The sequence below is a fragment of the Amycolatopsis japonica genome, from assembly GCF_000732925.1.
In the GTDB taxonomy this organism is placed as follows: domain Bacteria; phylum Actinomycetota; class Actinomycetes; order Mycobacteriales; family Pseudonocardiaceae; genus Amycolatopsis; species Amycolatopsis japonica.
On record NZ_CP008953.1, the window covers coordinates 6,692,503 to 6,707,722 of the forward strand.

Consider the following 15,220-nt stretch of genomic DNA (forward strand, 5'->3'; position numbering starts at 1 on the left):
CCCGCGTCTGCACATGCATGCGAATGGATCTAGCCAACCATGGCGGGACGGCAATATTATCGGCGGATATGGGGCTCCTGCCGTATTGGCGGTTTAGGTGACTATTCTCGGGTTTCGCGTTCTCGGTCCGCTCGAAGTGGCGGTGGACGGGCAGGTGGTGCCGCTCGGCGGCCCCAAACCGCGTCTGCTGCTGGCCGCTCTCCTGCTCCAGCCCAACGTCGTCGTCTCCACCGAACTGCTGATCGAGGTCCTGTGGCCTTCGTCGGCTCCCCGGTCGGCGGCCGCGAACATCCGCACCTACGTCCACTCACTCCGCAAACGCCTCGCCGACCACGACCCCGCGCTCGGGGAGCGCATCGGGAGCCGGGCGTCCGGATACATCCTCAAGGCCACGCCCGAGGAGATCGACCACATCCGGTTCGGCGAACTGGCCGCCCGCGCGCAGGACGCGCTCGGCCGTGGCGAGGCCGAATCCGCACTCGACCTGCTGGATCAAGCCGAATCCCTGTGGCGCGGGGAAGTACTCGAAGGCCTCCCCCACGACCACGGCTGGGGCGCGACCGTGGCACGGCTGTCGGAACTGCGGCTGGCGGTGCAGGAACAGCGGCTGCGGGCGAGGATCGAACTCGGCCGGACCGCGGAGGCCGTCGCCGAACTGCGCGGCCTGGTCACCGAGCATCCGCTGCGCGAGGAGCTCTGGCAGCAGCTGATCGTCGCGTTGCGGGCCGACGGCCGCACGGCCGACGCGATCGAGGCCTACGAAACGGCCGAGAAGGTGCTGGCCGAGGAGCTCGGCACCGAACCGGGCCCGCGGCTGAGGGAGCTGCGGGCCTCGCTGGTCCTCACGCCGTCCGCGACCCAGGACGCGGTGTCCGCGGCCCTCACCCGGCCGATGGCGCCGGTCTGCCAGCTGCCGCTGGACCTGCCGGACTTCACCGGCCGTGACGACGTGGTCGGCGAGCTCGTCGGCCTCTTCCGCGAGCGCCGCGAGCAGGGGAAGCCGGCGATCGCGGTGCTTTCGGGTGCGCCGGGGATCGGCAAATCCTCCGTCGCGATCCGGGTGGCGCACGCGGTCCGGGACGACTTCCCGGACGGTCAGCTGCACGTCGACCTCGCCGGGACGTCGTCCTCGCCCCGGCCCCCGATGACGGTGCTCGCCGAGCTGCTCCGCGCGCTGGGCGTCCCCGACGCGGGGCTGCCGCGCGATCTTCCCGAACGCGCGGCGTTGCTGCGGTCCCGGCTGTCGACCATGCGGATGTGCGTGGTCCTCGACGACGCCGGCAGCGCGGCGCAGGTCCGGCCGCTGCTGCCCGGCGCGGGTTCGTGCGCGGTGCTGATCACCAGCCGGATCCGGATGCCGGATCTGGCCGGGGCGACCCCGGTCGACGTCGAGCTCCTCCCCGAAGCCGAAGCCGCGAAGCTGCTCGAAGGCATCGTCGGCGCCGAGCGGGTCGCCGCGGAGCCGGAGTGCGCGACCGCGATCCTGCGTCACTGCGGGTATCTGCCGCTGGCGATCCGGGTCGCCGGGGCGAAGCTGACGCACCGGCCGGGCTGGACGTTGCGCGTGCTGGCGGACCGGCTGCGGGACGAGAGACGAAGATTGGACGAACTCCGCGTCGGCGATCTCGCCGTGCGGGCGAGTGTCACCCTCAGCTACGACCTGCTGCCCATGTCGGCGGCGACCGCGTTCCGCGGCCTCGGCGGGCTCGGTTCGGTGCAGTTCCCCGGCTGGGTGGTCGCGGCGCTGCTCGGCCGCGAGCACGGGGACGACGTCCTCGACGTGCTGGTGGACGCCCATCTGGTCGAGCTCAGCGGCTCGGACACCACCGGCGAGCCTCGCTACCGTCTGCACGACCTGTTGCGGTGTTACGCGCTCGAACTCCGCGCGCAGGACGTCCCGGCGAAGGCGCACGGCGCCACGAAACGGGTGCTGGAGGGCTATCTCGCGCTCGCGGTCGAGGCCGCGGACCGGTTGCCGATCCACTTCTTCGGCCTCTACCGGGACGACACCGCGGTCCAGCCCGCGCTCCCCCGGGGGACCGGCAGGCTGATCGAGGATCCGGCCGCGTGGTTCGCCGCCGAACGGCACACCTGTGTCGCCGCCGTCTCGCTGGCCGCCGACCTCGGCTTCGATTCGCTGGCCTGGCGGCTCGCCGCCGCGCTGGCACCGTACTTCGACCAGCGCGGTCACCAGGACGACTGGCTGCAGACGCACGCCGTCGCGCTGGCCGCCGCCCGGCGGTCCGGCGAGGTCCGCGGCGAGGCGATCATCCAGCGCAACCTCGGGCAGATCCAGCTGTACCAGGACAGTTACGCCGAGGCCCTGGTCGCGTTCGAGCAGTCGCAGCTGCTGTTCGACAAGGTCGGCGACGCGCAGGGCGCGGCGATCGCGCTGGCCGGGCTCGGCACGGTGCTGCGGATCAAGGGCGAGGACACCGTCGCGCTGGAGCACTGTCACGCGGCGCTCGACCAGTTCTCGGCGGCGGGTGACCCGCATGGCGAGGCCCTCGCGCGGATCGCGATCGGCGCGGTGTGGCTGGCGCGGCGCCGGTTCGCCGAGGCGGAACGCTGGTTCACCGAGGCCCTCGAACAGTCCGCCCGGATCGGGGACCGGCATCGGGAGGCGCACGCGTTGAAGCGGCTCGCGATGCTGCGTCAGCACCAGGGCGACCTCGCGGGCGCGCGGGAGTGGGTCGACCGGGCCATCGCCCTTTTCAACGAACTCGGCGACGACCACTGCGTCGGCTACGCGAACCAGAATCTCGGCGAGCTGTACCTGCACAGCGGCGATCTGGCGCACGCGCAACTGCTGCTGGTCAATTCGCTGAGCGTGCACCGGCGCAACGGGGACCGCCGGTCCGAGGCCGAGGTGTCGCAGTTGCTCGGGGAACTGCACGAGGCGCTGAGCCAGCCCGAGCGGTCTCGGACCTATTCGGAACGCGCGCTGGCGTTGTGGCGGGAACTCTCCGCACGGCCGCAGGAATCCGCGCTCGCTTCACGTCTTCAGGAGTCGGCCGAAGCGTCCTACAACGACTCCGCGAGCGCCTGACCGTTTCGCCTTTCGGCACCTGGTCGCGGTATTCACGCACCGCGATCAGGTGCCGACTCGCGTTTGTATCGATCGTGTACAGCCCCCGGCGAAGCTCCCTTCGTAGCAACCGAGAGTGCTCGAAGGGAGACCGGAATGGTCCGGACCGTGAAGGCCCGCCGGGTGATGGCGGCCGTGCTGGCCATGGGGGCGGTCACCGCGCTCGCCGCCAGCCCCGCGAACGCCGCGCCCGAAGGAAGCTGGCGCGCCGATCTGTCCACTGTGGACGGCGACGACGTCAACGTCCGCAGCGACGGCGGCGTGCTCAGCCTGGAAAACGCCGCCTGGCACAGAAAACCCGACTCCATCGGCAGCCAGGGCTACCTGCTGCTGGCCGAGCAGAAACTCGGGAAGCCGGTCAACCGCGTCACCGCCCAGGTGACCGCCGACGCGCCGAAGGGCACCGAGGTCGAGGTCGATGTCCGCGGCAAGCTCAACTCGCAGGACTGGACGGAGTGGACGCCCACCGACGGCGGCGCCGCCCAGCTGTCCGCTTCGGTCTCCACGGTCCAGGTCCGCATCGGACTGCGCACGGTGAACGACGGTGTGACCGCGAAGGTCAGCGACGTCACCCTCCAGGGTGATCTCGGCCCGCAGGTGAACGCGATCGGCGCGGCCGCGGCCCCGCTGACGTACAAGGTCTACGGCACCCGCGAAGGCCTCGTCGGCGGCACCACCGCCAACGGGCACGTGATCAAGTCCCGCGACCACTTCGTCGCCCTCCCCTCGGGCCGCGGCCTGGCGCCCAAGAACACCGGCAACTACACCGTCCGCATCTGCCGCACCGACAACAGCCGCTGCGAATACGCGCCGGTGTGGGACGTCGGCCCGTGGAACACCAAGGACGACTACTGGAACCCGTCGGCCACCCGCCAGATGTGGAAGAACCTGCCGCAGGGCAAGCCCGAGGCGCAGGCCGCGTACCAGGACGGCTACAACGGCGGCAAGGACGAGTTCGGCCGCAGGGTCGCCAACCCGGCGGGTATCGACCTCGCCGACGGCACCTTCTGGGACGGCCTGAAGATGACGGACAACGGCTGGGTCAACGTCTCCTACCTGTGGACCGGCTCCGGTCCGACCGGCGTCGTCAGCACCGCGGGCGACCCGATGAACGTCCGCGCTTCGGCGAGCACCTCGGCGGCGATCAAGGGCCTCGCGGCGAACTACGCGAAGGTCAACATCGAATGCTACGTCGAGGGCGAGACCGTCACCGGCAAGTTCGGCACCAGCAACATCTGGGACCGGATCGGGCCGGGGCACTACATCTCCGACACCTACCTGCAGACCGGATCGGACCTGCCGGTGGCACCCAAGTGCTGACGCACTCCTAATCGCGAAGGCCCGGCGTACCCCATAACGCCGGGCCTTCGCCCTTTCGTCCGCCCTTTCTCCCGCTCGTGAGGACCTTGGGCCGCGGCGTCCGCCATCGAGACTTGCGGTAGCCACGACCTGAGGGGGTCCCCATGAATCCGCCCGAAACGACCACGTTGCGCGAAAAGCTCTCCGGCACGGTGGTCACCGCCGCCGATCCGGGCTACGACACCGCCCGCGCCGTGTGGAACGGCGACATCGACCGGCGTCCGGCGGTGGTCGCCGAATGCGCCACCCGCGAAGACGTCGTCACGGCGCTGGCCTTCGGCCGCGAGAAGGGTCTTGAGATCACCGTTCGCGGTGGCGGGCACAGTTTCAGCGGTTCCGCCGTGGCCGACGACGGTCTGGTGATCGACCTCGGCGGGCTGAGCCGGATCACCGTCGATCCCGACGCCCGCACCGCGCGGGCCGGGGGCGGCGCCGTCTGGGCCGACGTCGACGAAACGACGCAGCGGTACGGGCTCGCGACGGTCGGCGGCACGGTGAGCGACACCGGCGTCGGCGGTCTCACGCTCGGGGGCGGCTTCGGCTGGCTGACCGCGAAACACGGGCTCACGATCGACAATCTCCTTTCGGCGGAGGTCGTGACGGCCGACGGCCGGATCCTGCGGGCGTCCGAAGTGGAGCATCCGGATCTGTTCTGGGCCTTGCGCGGCGGTGGCGGGAATTTCGGCGTGGTCACGGAATTCGAGTTCCGGCTGCACCGGGTCGGTCTCGCCGAGGTCGGGCTGTTCTTCTGGACACTGGCGAACGCGCCCGACGCGATGCGCTTCGCGAAGGACGTGATCGCGACGCTGCCGCCGGGCACCGGTTCGATGCTCGTCGGGATCACCGCGCCGCCCGCGCCGTTCGTCCCGCCGGAGCACCACTTCGCGCCAGGACTCGCGCTGGTCGTCGCCGGCTTCGACGGCCCAGAGCGGCACGAGCGGCTGGTCGAGCGGATCCGGGGCGGGCTGCCCACGGCGTTCGAACTCGTCACGCCGATGCCCTACGCGGAGCTGCAGAAACTGCTCGACCCGACCGCGCCCCGGGGCATCCTCGCCTACGAGAAATCGCTCTACGTCTCGTCACTGTCCGAAAAGGTCATCGACGTGATCGCCGCGCGCTTGCCGGACAAGGCGTCGCCGACGACCGTGCTGCCGATCGTGCCGTTGCAGGACACGTTCTCGACGGTGCCCGACGACGCGACCGCGTTCGGCGGGCCGCGGACGCCGGGATTCGTCATCGGCCTCGCGGCGACCGCGCCGACGCCGGAACTCCTGGCCGCCGACCGGGCTTGGGTGCGGTCGTTGTGGGAGGAACTCCTGCCGCATTCCAACAACTACGGCGGTTATCTGAACTTCATGAACGAATACGACGAAGACCGCGTGCGCACGGCGTTCGGCGCGGAGAAGTACGCGAGGCTGGCCGCCATCAAGGCGGTGTACGACCCGGACAACGTGTTCCACCACAACGCGAACATCCGTCCCGCTGAGTGAAGCGGTTATTCACAACCATGAATGGTCTTCACAAGTCCGTAATCGTCGTGCGAAACTCCCGTGACGCGTTCCCACTGACGAATGGCGGACATTGTGAACGTTTCCCGGCGAACCCTCTTGACCACCGCTGCCGGTGCCGCCGTCGCGGCGACGACGATCACCCCGGCCGCCAGTGCGGCAGGGGAAGAAGCCGACGGGCTAAGGACTTTCCGCCGAACGGCCGATTACGCGGTGACCAAGCTGCGGGCCGTCGCCCCCGGCGTCACGGCCTTTCCGGAGATCACCCGATTCGAGAAATGGACCTATTCGCAGAACGGCGGCTGGATCGGCGGATTCTGGCCGGGAACTTTGTGGCTCGCTTCGATCTACAGCGGTGATCCGCGATTCCGCACGCTCGCCATGGCGTCGGCGGAAAAGCTCGCGCCGCGCCAGTACGAGACGCGGGATCACGACCTCGGATTCCTCTTCTACCCGTCGTGGGTGACCGGCTGGCGGCTCACCGGCGACGAGAAGTGGCGTGCCGGCGCGCTCAACGCCGCCGCGTCGCTCATCCAGCGCTACAACGAAAAGGGGAAGTTCATCCGGGCGTGGGGCGCGCTCGGCACCCCGGGCAACGCGGGCCGGGTCATCGTCGACACGATGATGAACCTGGACCTGCTGACCTTCGCGAGCAAGCAGACCGGAGACCGGAAGTACCTCGACATCGCCATCTCGCACGCGAAGACCACCGAACGGGTCTTCGTGCGCCCGGACGGTTCGACCCCGCACGTCTTCGATTTCGACCCGGACACCGGCGCCGAGATCGGGCCGAACACCGTGCAGGGCTACAGCCCGACGTCGTGCTGGTCGCGCGGCCAGGCCTGGGGCATCTACGGGTTCACCACGATGTACCGGCGCTCCGGGGATCCGCTGTTCCTGCGGACCGCGCAACGCCTTGCCGACTTCGCATTGCGCGCGCTGACTCCGGACAACGTGCCGGTATGGGACTACCTCGCACCGCAGGCGCCGTACGACATCAAGGACTCCTCCGCCGGTGCCGTGATGGCGTGCGGGCTGCTCGACCTCGCGAAGGTGGCGAACCGGCCGCAGTACCGCGAAGCGGCGATCCGGATCCTCACCGCGCTGTGCGACACGTGCCTGACCGCGAAATCGACGCAGGCCGAGGCGATCATGGCGCGGGGCACGCGCAACCGGCGGGCCGAGGACGGTGTCGAGGTTTCGTTGCCGTACGGCGACTACTACCTGCTGGAAGGCATTCTGCGGGTGCTGATGCCGCGGGAGATCGACCGGGCCGTCGATCTTTCGAGCGTCTGAGCCGGGCGGGCTTTCCGGCTGCGGCGTGGTGTTGCGAAAGCCACTTTCGCAACGTTGAAGGTTGCGAAAGTGGCTTTCGCAACGCGTTCCGGCGCGGCCGCGCGTGACCGGCGGGGATGGGTGAGGTGAAGGGGACTTTCCCCGCGTCGCATGAGCGGAAGGTCCCCTTCACCTCAGGTCTTACAGTCCACAGGGGGCGGAAGCGTCGCGAAGGCAGGTGAGGGGTCGGCGCGGGTGGTCGTGAGTGTTTCGGGTCGTTCTAACGACACTCGCCACTCACGACCCCCCAGACAATACTGCCCAAAGTACCCAAATCGGACGCATTGCTCCTGGAGAGCTCAGTGACCACCGTGGTGCGCATGGACCTTCGCGTGCCCCAGCCCGCGCCCGATCATCCATTTGTTCACCGGCACCGTCAGCACGAACGCCACCGCCAGCGAGAACACCAGCGCGCCCCAGAACAGCAGGGTCCCGAGCCCGGCCTCCATGGCGCCCGGCACCACCAGCATGACCGCGTTGTCGACGATCTCCATGACCGCGATCGACACGGTGTCGGCGGCCAGCGCCACCTTGAGGGCGGCGCCGAACGGCAGCCCCGACTTCAGCACGCCGCGCATGGTCAGCGCGTAACCGAAGACGAAGGCGAGCACCACCGAGAGGATGACCGTCGCCAGGTTGCCGAGGCCGAGCGCGGTACCGATGACCATGCCGAGGACCTCACCGATCGCACAGCCGGTGAGGCAGTGCAGGGTCGCCGACACCGCCATCGACCAGCTTGCTCCATGCCTTGCGTCGCCCATACGACAGACCATACCCCCCGCCCGTATCAAACGCGGGGCGAGCCGTCGCTCACCGTCACCCCCGGAGGCTGACTGGGTAATCGTCCCAGGTCGATGAACTCACTTCCGTAACCCTTTGCGCTCATCCGGTTGACCGGGGTAACCGGAGACCCTAGTTTCGCCGGAGGTCTCCACCGCGCGTAGACCGATCGGCTGGTTCAGATGGTTCCGTGACTATGGGGTGGAGATGCGAGGGCCGACGAAGACGCTCGTCGTTGCCACTGTGCTCGTTTTGGGCATGGTGTTCGGGCTGGCCGGCTGCGACGGCGAAGAGCCGGCGGGAATGGCGGCCAGGCCGATCCGGATCGCGTTCGTGCCCAAGGTCGCCGGCATCCCGTACTTCGAGGCGATGAACACCGGCGGGCAGGCCGCGGCCAAGCAGCTCGGTGTCGAATGGACCTCGACCGGTCCGGTCACGGTCGACCCCGCGGCGCAGGTCTCGATCGTGCGCGGCCTCGTCGACCAGCAGGTGGACGTCATCGCGATCGCGCCGAACGATCCCAGGGCGATCGCGCCCGCGATCACCGACGCGCGAGCCAAGGGCGTCCACGTGATCACTTCGGACACCGACGCGCCGGGCACCGATCGCGAGCTCTTCGTCAATCAGGCGACCCCGGAAGGCATCGGCAAGGCGCTCACCGACGCGCTGATGAAGAAGATGGGCAACGCGGGCAAGTACGCGATCGTCTCCTGTGGCGAGACCGCCGAGAACCTCAACGCGTGGATCGCCGTTCAGCGTGCCTATACCGCTACCCAGTACCCCCATGCCCAGCTCGTCGAGACGGTCTACGCCGGTGAGGACAAGGACAACGCCACCGCGCTGGCCAAACAGCTGATGACCAAGTACCCGGACCTCACCGGCCTGGTCGGCGAATGCACGACGTCCGCGCCGGGCGTCGCCGAAGCGGTCCGTTCGCAGCAGAAGATCGGCCGCGTCTTCACCGTCGGCGTCGGGACCCCGCAGGCGATCAAGCCGTATCTGCTGGACGGTTCCGCGTCGCTCTCGGTGCTGTGGAACGTCGAATCGCTCGGCTACCTCACCGCCTGGGCGGGCAAGCAGATCGCCGAGGGCAAACTGCCCGGCCCGTCGAACAAGGTCAACCTCGAACTCCCCGCGATCAAGTACGAGGAAGACAAGAAGACCCTCCTGCTGGGCGACCCGCTCCTGATCACGCGCGAGAACGTGGACCAGTTCAAGTACTGACTCACCGCGCCCGCCGGACGGCACCGGCCGCCGCGCCGCCACCGAGGATCAGGACCAGCGCGGTCAAACCCCACCGCCGTTTCTCCTTCGTGCGGGCGTGCGCGTCGACCTCCGCCGCCACCTCCTTCCGTTCCCTGGGCGCCGCCGAACGAGACGGCCTCGGCGGGGAAACGGGCGGCTGCGGCATCGCCTGGGGAGCGGACGTGGGCGCCGGGCTCGACGACGGCGAGGGAGACGGAGACGATGAGGGCGTCTGCGACGGACTCGGGCTCGGCGAAGGAGACGGAGACGGACTGGGCGACGGCGGCGTAGAAGTAGGGGAAGGCGTGAGCGTGGGCGTCGGCTTGGGCGGTTCCGGCTTCGGCGGCTCAGGCTTGGGCGGTTCCGGTTCCGGCGCGGTGAGACAGCCCGCGGCGTCCGAACCCGCCAGCGGCGGCCCCGAAAGCACCACGGTCACCTGCCCGCTCCGCTCCAGCCGGTAGAGCACGCTGCGCCCGCCGATCCGGTTCGCCGTGGCGTACAGCGCACCGTCACGGCCGAGCACCACCGAGCCGTAGACGTCGGCTGGCGGGAAACGCGCGTCTTCGGCTTCACGGACCTTTCCGGTCTCCGGATCGATGGTGATCACGGCGCCTTTTCCGCGCCAGGTGGTGGAAACTCCGTACAGCAATCCGTTGTGGTACGCGAAATCGTTGACGTCGTGGGCGAGCGTGATCGGCCGCAGGAACACCGTCCTGATCACCCGCAGGTACCGCTCCCCCGGCGTCAAGTCCACTGTGTACAGTGTGCCGTTCCTGAGCAGGTACCAGGAATCCCCGCCGATCGCGCCCGCGGTCACTCCCGCGACAGGGCTCCACAGCGGCAGCCGGTTGCCGGCACGGGTGATCGGGCCGAGATCCCGGGTCTTCCCCGCCCGGTCGATCGTCACCGCGTGCGCGCCCCGGCTGAGTCCTTCGGCGACACCGAAGACCAGATCGCGCGTCGCGGAGTAGCCGAGTGCGTTGAGCCGGTAGCCCGGCTCGGTCACCCGCGACGTCGTGCCCGAGCCGACATCGAGCCAGCGCAGTTTCGACTTCCCGTACGACCCGGTCTCCGCCTGCACCACCAAGCAGGACTCGGCGGCCCGCGCGGCCATCGGCGCCAGGAGCGCCGACGCCCCCACCAGCCCGGCGACGGCCACCGTCGCCGCCGCCCGGGTCACCCCGTCCACAGTGCTCACCGGCTCAAGAGATCCTCGCCAGCGCGGCGGTGAACGCGTCCGGCGGGATCCGCACCCCACCGCCGAACGGGTTCTGCAGCTGGTAGATCGCGAACAGCAGCAACGTGACCGTGCCGGCCAGGGTGGACACGATCACCAGATGCGCGGCCAGCCGGGTACCGCCGAACAGGTTGGGCAGCAGGGCCGAGATGAGGCTGCCGAGAATGAGCGCGAACCACACGACACCGCCGACCCGGCCGCCCACGACCGCGTTGAGCCGCTCCTGCCTGGCCTCGTAGACCTGCCAGAGTTGCGTGTTCGCCTCGGTCTTGCGCTCGCGCAGCCAGTCGTCGTCCGTTGGGGCCTTGTCCACGGCCTTGCGCAACCGGTCGAGCTGCGTCCAGCCGGCGTCCGGGAGGGTCGTCTGCCCTCCGGCCATCAGCGGCCATTCCTTCTGCTCGACCGTGCTGATGTACTCAGTGCTCAGTTTCCGCACCTCGTCCTTGACCTCGGTCCCCAGCGAATCGGCGGCCCAGACGGCGGCGACCAGGCTGTCCGCCTCGTGGTAGGAGCCCTCGCGCGCCGCGCTCGCGGAATCGAAGAGGGAGATCAGGATGAACGCGACCAGGACGGCGTGCAGCCCGCCGACGATGGTGAACACCTGGCCGGCGGCGTCGTTGTTGTCGGGCCGTCCTTCGTCCCAGCCGAACCTGCGGACGAGGTAGCCGACGAGTCCCGCGAGGGCCGCCGCGCCGACGACCCAGGCGATGCCGGTCAGGTAAATACCCATTCGAGTCCTTCCAGGCTGGAGACTGCTGAAACTAGTTCACCCTTCGACGAACGGAAAAGACCGGTTGAATCAATTCATACCAGCGGCGGACGGGGACAAGTCGATCATCACCGGCTCGGCCCAATTTCCCACGACTCGAAACAATTTCCGACACGCGCCGGAAAGGCCTGTCACCGGTCGGAGAACCCCGCTTCACGACCGAGTGAGCGGCCACCACGAGACGTCACCGACCTGGTCGCATACGGGCATTTCGCGCAGTGACGGCACCCGATCGGCCGCCGGAGAACGCGCGTCCGGCCCAATCCGGCAAACAGGTGAACCTCTCCGTAGACCCGATCGAGCTGTTTGACCGGGCATTACGCCTTGCTATGTTGACTTTGCGCCCACCCACTCGAATGGGTATCCGCGAATTGTGAAAAACCGCGGTTCACCGGGTCGACTGAAAGGGAGTCCGTTGACGACCATCGAGACCCATACCGGCGCCCGGCCCGCCGGTGAGGTACTGACCTGGAGCCGGAATCTTCTCGACCCGGCCTTGCGTGAAGCCGTCGACGGATTGCCCGAGTCGATGCGGCTCATCGCCGGTTACCACTTCGGCTGGTGGGACGAACACGGCCGTCCGTCCACTTCGGACAGCGGGAAGGCGCTGCGGCCCGCACTGGCGCTGTTGTCGGCACAGGCGGTCGGCGGGGACGCCGAGATCGCCGTCCCGGTGGGCGTCGCGGTGGAGATGGTGCACAACTTCTCCCTGCTGCACGACGACGTGATGGACTCCGACACCACGCGGCGGCATCGCCCGACCGCCTGGACCGTTTTCGGCACCGGTGCGGCGATCCTCGCCGGGGACGCCTTGCTGTGCCGGGCCTTCGAGGTCCTGGCGCCGTTCGGGCAGACCGCGCTGCGGGTGCTCAGCACCGCCGTGATCGACCTGCTGGAAGGGCAGAGCGCCGATCTGAAGTTCGAGGAACGCGGTGACGTCGACACCGCCGAATGCGTTCGCATGGCCGAGGGGAAGACCGGCGCGTTGCTCGGGGCGTCGTGCACGCTCGGAGCGCTGGCCGGAGAAGGGAGGCAGGATCAGGTCGACCGGCTGACCGAGTACGGGAGGGCACTCGGGCTGGCGTTCCAGCACATCGACGATCTCCTCGGGATCTGGGGCGATCCGGCGGTGACCGGGAAACCGGTCCACTCGGATCTCTCCAACCGGAAGAAGTCTCTGCCGGTGGTGGCCGCGCTCCACTCGGGGACGGACGCCGGGCGAGAGCTGGATGCCTTGTACCGCAAGGAAAACCTCGACGCCGCGGAGTTGCCCCACGCGGCGGAGCTGGTGGAACGGGCGGGCGGCCGGACGTGGAGCCAGGAGCAGGCCGACGCGCTCCTGACCGGCGCGCTGCACCATCTCGCCGTCGCGAACCCGGTGCCCCGCCCAGGCGCCGAGCTCGCGGCCCTCGCGAAACTGGTGGTGCGGCGACGGTATTGAAGTCGGGCGCGGTAAGGCAGGGGTGGGCGGGGAAGAGCCCACCCCTGTCCCCTCAGATCAGCGACCGGGCCGGGTCAGGCCCTTGTCCGCGGCGCCACGGCTGAGAACGACCTCGTCGGTGGCCTTGAGCGCTTCCGCGCCGGCGTTCCCGGCCTGACCCGCGGTCAGGTCGAGCAGCCGGATCGGCGGGCCGAGCTGGACCAGCGTCGGAACGTATTCGGCCTTGTCGACCTTCCAGCGGTCTCCGTCGCGCACGAACCGGAACCGCGCCGCGGCGCCCTGTTCGGTCGAGCCCTTCGGTTCCGAATGCCGGGCGACGCTGTTGCCGAGGCCGTAGGCGACCCACTTGCCGTTGATCTGTTCGAAGGGCTGCACGACGTGCGCGTGGTGGCCGATGATCAGGTCGATCGAGTCGTCGCCGAGGAGTTTCTTCGCCAGCGTGCGCTGTTCGGCGGTCGGATCGTGCTGGTATTCGGTGCCCCAGTGCAGGCTCGCGAGGACGACCTGGGCGCCCGCCTTCCGCGCGGCCTTGGCCTGGGCGATCACGTCTTCGGCGTCGATCTGGTTGACCAGCCAGGGTTTGCCCGCGGGCACCTTGATCCCGTTGAACCCGTAGGCGAAGGAGATCTGGGCGACCTTGACGCCGTTGACGTCGACGATCAGTGGCTTCTTCGCCTCTTCGGCCGAACGTGCCGAACCGGTGTGCTTGATCCCCGCCTCGTCGAGCTTGTCGAGCGTGCGGGTCGCGCCGTCCACGCCCTGGTCGATCGTGTGGTTCGACGCGGTCGAGCAGTTGTCGTACCCGGTGTCCTTGAGCGCGTCGACGATTTCCGGCGGCGCGCTGAACGACGGGTAGCCGCTGTACGGCCCGCCTTTCGGCGCGAGCGGCGTTTCGAGGTGGCAGATGCCGAGGTCGGCCCCGGAGATCAGCGGCTTGATCCCGGCCAGCAGCGGCCGGTAATCGATCTTGCCGCCGCCGTCCTCCTTCGCCTGCTCGGTCAGCGCGGGGTGGATCAGCACGTCGCCGGTGGCGACCACGGTGAAGGACCCGTCCGGCGCCTGGCTCGACTGCGGCGCTTCGGACGCGGCGGGCGGCGGCTGGTGCTCAGGGGTGCCGCTGCACGCGGCGAGCAGGACGGCGGCGCCGAGGAGGGCGGTGGTCTGGCGGACGCGGGAGCTGAACATCGATTCCCTCGATCGGGTGACGGTCCCTCCATCCTGCCTTACGCCCTGTAGGCGCGACACTCAACCGAAGTCAACAAGAACGATCGGACAGACTTCGGACAAGTTCCACAGGATCGATCGCGTTCCTGACCGGCGATTAGTCGGATCAGAGCCGGTCGTCGTGACCGGATCGCGCCTTGACGTCACCCGGAAGAGTGTTTAGTAATACAAGTCACACTCTTCCGCTTCGTCTTGGGAGCATCCGATGTCCACAGCTTCGCACAGGTCCCTGCCCTGGCGCATTGTTGGTTCTTGTTTGATTGCCGGTGTCGTGCTGACCGGCTGCTCCTCCGGAAAAGAGACCGCCGCACCCCAGCAGCAGGCTCCCGCGAGCGGCAAGATCACCCTGTTCTACCTGCAGAAACAGGGTGACCAGCAGTACTTCGTCGAGCAGGCGCAGGGAGCGCAGGAGAAGGCGAAGGAACTCGGCGTCGAACTCAAGGTCGTCAACCTCGGGCAGGACGCCAACAAGGCGATCACCGAACTCGACGCCGCGGTCGCCCAGGGCGCCAACGGCATCGCGATCGTCGTCCCGGACCAGGCCATCGGCCCGCAGGTGCTCGACAAGGCGAAGAGCGCGGGCATCCCGATCATCGCCTCCGACGACGTGATCAAGGACGGCGCCGGGACGAAGTCGCCGTTCGTGGGCTTCAACGGCTCGCAGATGGGCGATTCGGTCGGCAAGGAGGCCGCGAAGCTGTTCAAGGCGGCGGGCTGGGCCGCCGCGGACACCAAGATCATCAGCGCCTACAAACAGGATCTGACGGTCTGCTCCGACCGCGTCACCGCCGCCAAAGCCGCATTCGACAAGGACGCCGGCGCCCAGGTGCCGGTGATCGAGGTCGGCACCGACAACACCCCGGTCGACGCCCAGAACCGCACCGGCGCGGTGATCGGCTCGAATCCGGGCGTCAAGCATTGGGTGGTCTGGGGCTGCAACGACGAGAACGAGACCGGTGCCGTCACCGCGCTCGCGAACTCCGGCGTCCCCGCGGCCGACATCATCGGCGTCGGCCTCGGCGCCTACCTGACCTGCAAGGACTGGGCCGCGGGCAAGGACACCGGGAACAAGTCGGCGCTGTTCATCTCCGGCGCCGAGGTCGGCCGCACCGCGATCCAGCTGCTCGTGGACAAGGTGAAGAACTCCAAGGAGCTTCCCCCGGAGACGATCGCGAAGACCCAGATCGTCACCAAGGACAACTACAAGCAGGCCGGCGTCAACTGCATCTGATCC

11 protein-coding genes are annotated in these 15,220 nt (G+C 68.8%); 7 read left to right on the forward strand and 4 right to left on the reverse strand.

Going from position 1 to position 15,220, the window contains the following annotated elements:
- The first annotated feature begins 97 nt into the window (after positions 1 to 97).
- From AJAP_RS30920 to AJAP_RS30935, 4 genes are all read left to right on the forward strand, one after another.
- Positions 98 to 3,049 carry an AfsR/SARP family transcriptional regulator gene (locus AJAP_RS30920; protein WP_148311596.1) on the forward strand — a complete coding sequence of 984 codons (2,952 nt, stop codon included), beginning with the start codon at positions 98 to 100 and terminating at the stop codon, positions 3,047 to 3,049.
- Between the two features lie 135 nt (positions 3,050 to 3,184).
- Positions 3,185 to 4,408 (forward strand): hypothetical protein, encoded by a 1,224-nt coding sequence (locus AJAP_RS30925; protein WP_038517956.1) that lies wholly within the window; start codon positions 3,185 to 3,187, stop codon positions 4,406 to 4,408.
- A gap of 143 nt (positions 4,409 to 4,551) precedes the next feature.
- Entirely contained in the window at positions 4,552 to 5,937 is a 1,386-nt protein-coding gene (locus AJAP_RS30930) for an FAD-binding oxidoreductase (protein ID WP_038517958.1), read from the forward strand.
- Between the two features lie 93 nt (positions 5,938 to 6,030).
- Entirely contained in the window at positions 6,031 to 7,251 is a 1,221-nt protein-coding gene (locus AJAP_RS30935; protein ID WP_038517961.1) for a glycoside hydrolase family 88 protein, read from the forward strand.
- A 338-nt stretch (positions 7,252 to 7,589) separates the two neighbouring features.
- On the opposite strand, the gene AJAP_RS30940 is transcribed toward AJAP_RS30935, so the two are convergent.
- Positions 7,590 to 8,018 (reverse strand): DUF4396 domain-containing protein, encoded by a 429-nt coding sequence (locus AJAP_RS30940; protein ID WP_174492109.1) that lies wholly within the window; start codon positions 8,016 to 8,018, stop codon positions 7,590 to 7,592.
- 253 nt (positions 8,019 to 8,271) lie between these two features.
- On the opposite strand from AJAP_RS30940, the gene AJAP_RS30945 reads away from it, so the two are divergent.
- Positions 8,272 to 9,294, forward strand: a complete 1,023-nt coding sequence (locus tag AJAP_RS30945) for an autoinducer 2 ABC transporter substrate-binding protein (RefSeq protein ID WP_038517967.1) — start codon at positions 8,272 to 8,274, stop codon at positions 9,292 to 9,294.
- 1 nt (position 9,295) lies between these two features.
- Here the strand turns inward: AJAP_RS30945 and AJAP_RS30950 are convergent, their stop codons facing one another.
- Entirely contained in the window at positions 9,296 to 10,513 is a 1,218-nt protein-coding gene (locus AJAP_RS30950; RefSeq protein WP_051972646.1) for a DUF6923 family protein, read from the reverse strand.
- A 4-nt stretch (positions 10,514 to 10,517) separates the two neighbouring features.
- The gene (locus tag AJAP_RS30955; RefSeq protein WP_038517973.1) at positions 10,518 to 11,282 is read right to left on the reverse strand and encodes a bestrophin-like domain; all 765 of its coding nucleotides are present in this window, start codon (positions 11,280 to 11,282) and stop codon (positions 10,518 to 10,520) included.
- A gap of 454 nt (positions 11,283 to 11,736) precedes the next feature.
- Here AJAP_RS30955 and AJAP_RS30960 point away from each other — a divergent pair, with 454 nt between their 5' ends.
- Positions 11,737 to 12,762, forward strand: a complete 1,026-nt coding sequence (locus AJAP_RS30960) for a family 2 encapsulin nanocompartment cargo protein polyprenyl transferase (RefSeq protein WP_038517975.1) — start codon at positions 11,737 to 11,739, stop codon at positions 12,760 to 12,762.
- A 57-nt stretch (positions 12,763 to 12,819) separates the two neighbouring features.
- Here AJAP_RS30960 and AJAP_RS30965 read toward each other — a convergent pair whose 3' ends face one another.
- Positions 12,820 to 13,947 (reverse strand): CapA family protein, encoded by a 1,128-nt coding sequence (locus AJAP_RS30965; RefSeq protein WP_038517978.1) that lies wholly within the window; start codon positions 13,945 to 13,947, stop codon positions 12,820 to 12,822.
- Positions 13,948 to 14,242: 295 nt separating this feature from the next.
- On the opposite strand from AJAP_RS30965, the gene AJAP_RS30970 reads away from it, so the two are divergent.
- Positions 14,243 to 15,217, forward strand: a complete 975-nt coding sequence (locus AJAP_RS30970) for a substrate-binding domain-containing protein (RefSeq protein ID WP_038517981.1) — start codon at positions 14,243 to 14,245, stop codon at positions 15,215 to 15,217.
- The last annotated feature ends 3 nt before the right edge of the window (positions 15,218 to 15,220 follow it).

Excerpts from the sequence above, each read along its gene's own strand:
- AJAP_RS30925 (WP_038517956.1), top strand. The coding sequence starts at position 3,185 with ATGGTCCGGACCGTGAAGGCCCGCCGGGTGATGGCGGCCGTGCTGGCC.
- AJAP_RS30930 (WP_038517958.1), top strand. The coding sequence starts at position 4,552 with ATGAATCCGCCCGAAACGACCACGTTGCGCGAAAAGCTCTCCGGCACG.
- AJAP_RS30940 (WP_174492109.1), bottom strand. The coding sequence starts at position 8,018 with ATGGCGGTGTCGGCGACCCTGCACTGCCTCACCGGCTGTGCGATCGGT.
- AJAP_RS30955 (WP_038517973.1), bottom strand. The coding sequence starts at position 11,282 with ATGGGTATTTACCTGACCGGCATCGCCTGGGTCGTCGGCGCGGCGGCC.
- AJAP_RS30965 (WP_038517978.1), bottom strand. The coding sequence starts at position 13,947 with ATGTTCAGCTCCCGCGTCCGCCAGACCACCGCCCTCCTCGGCGCCGCC.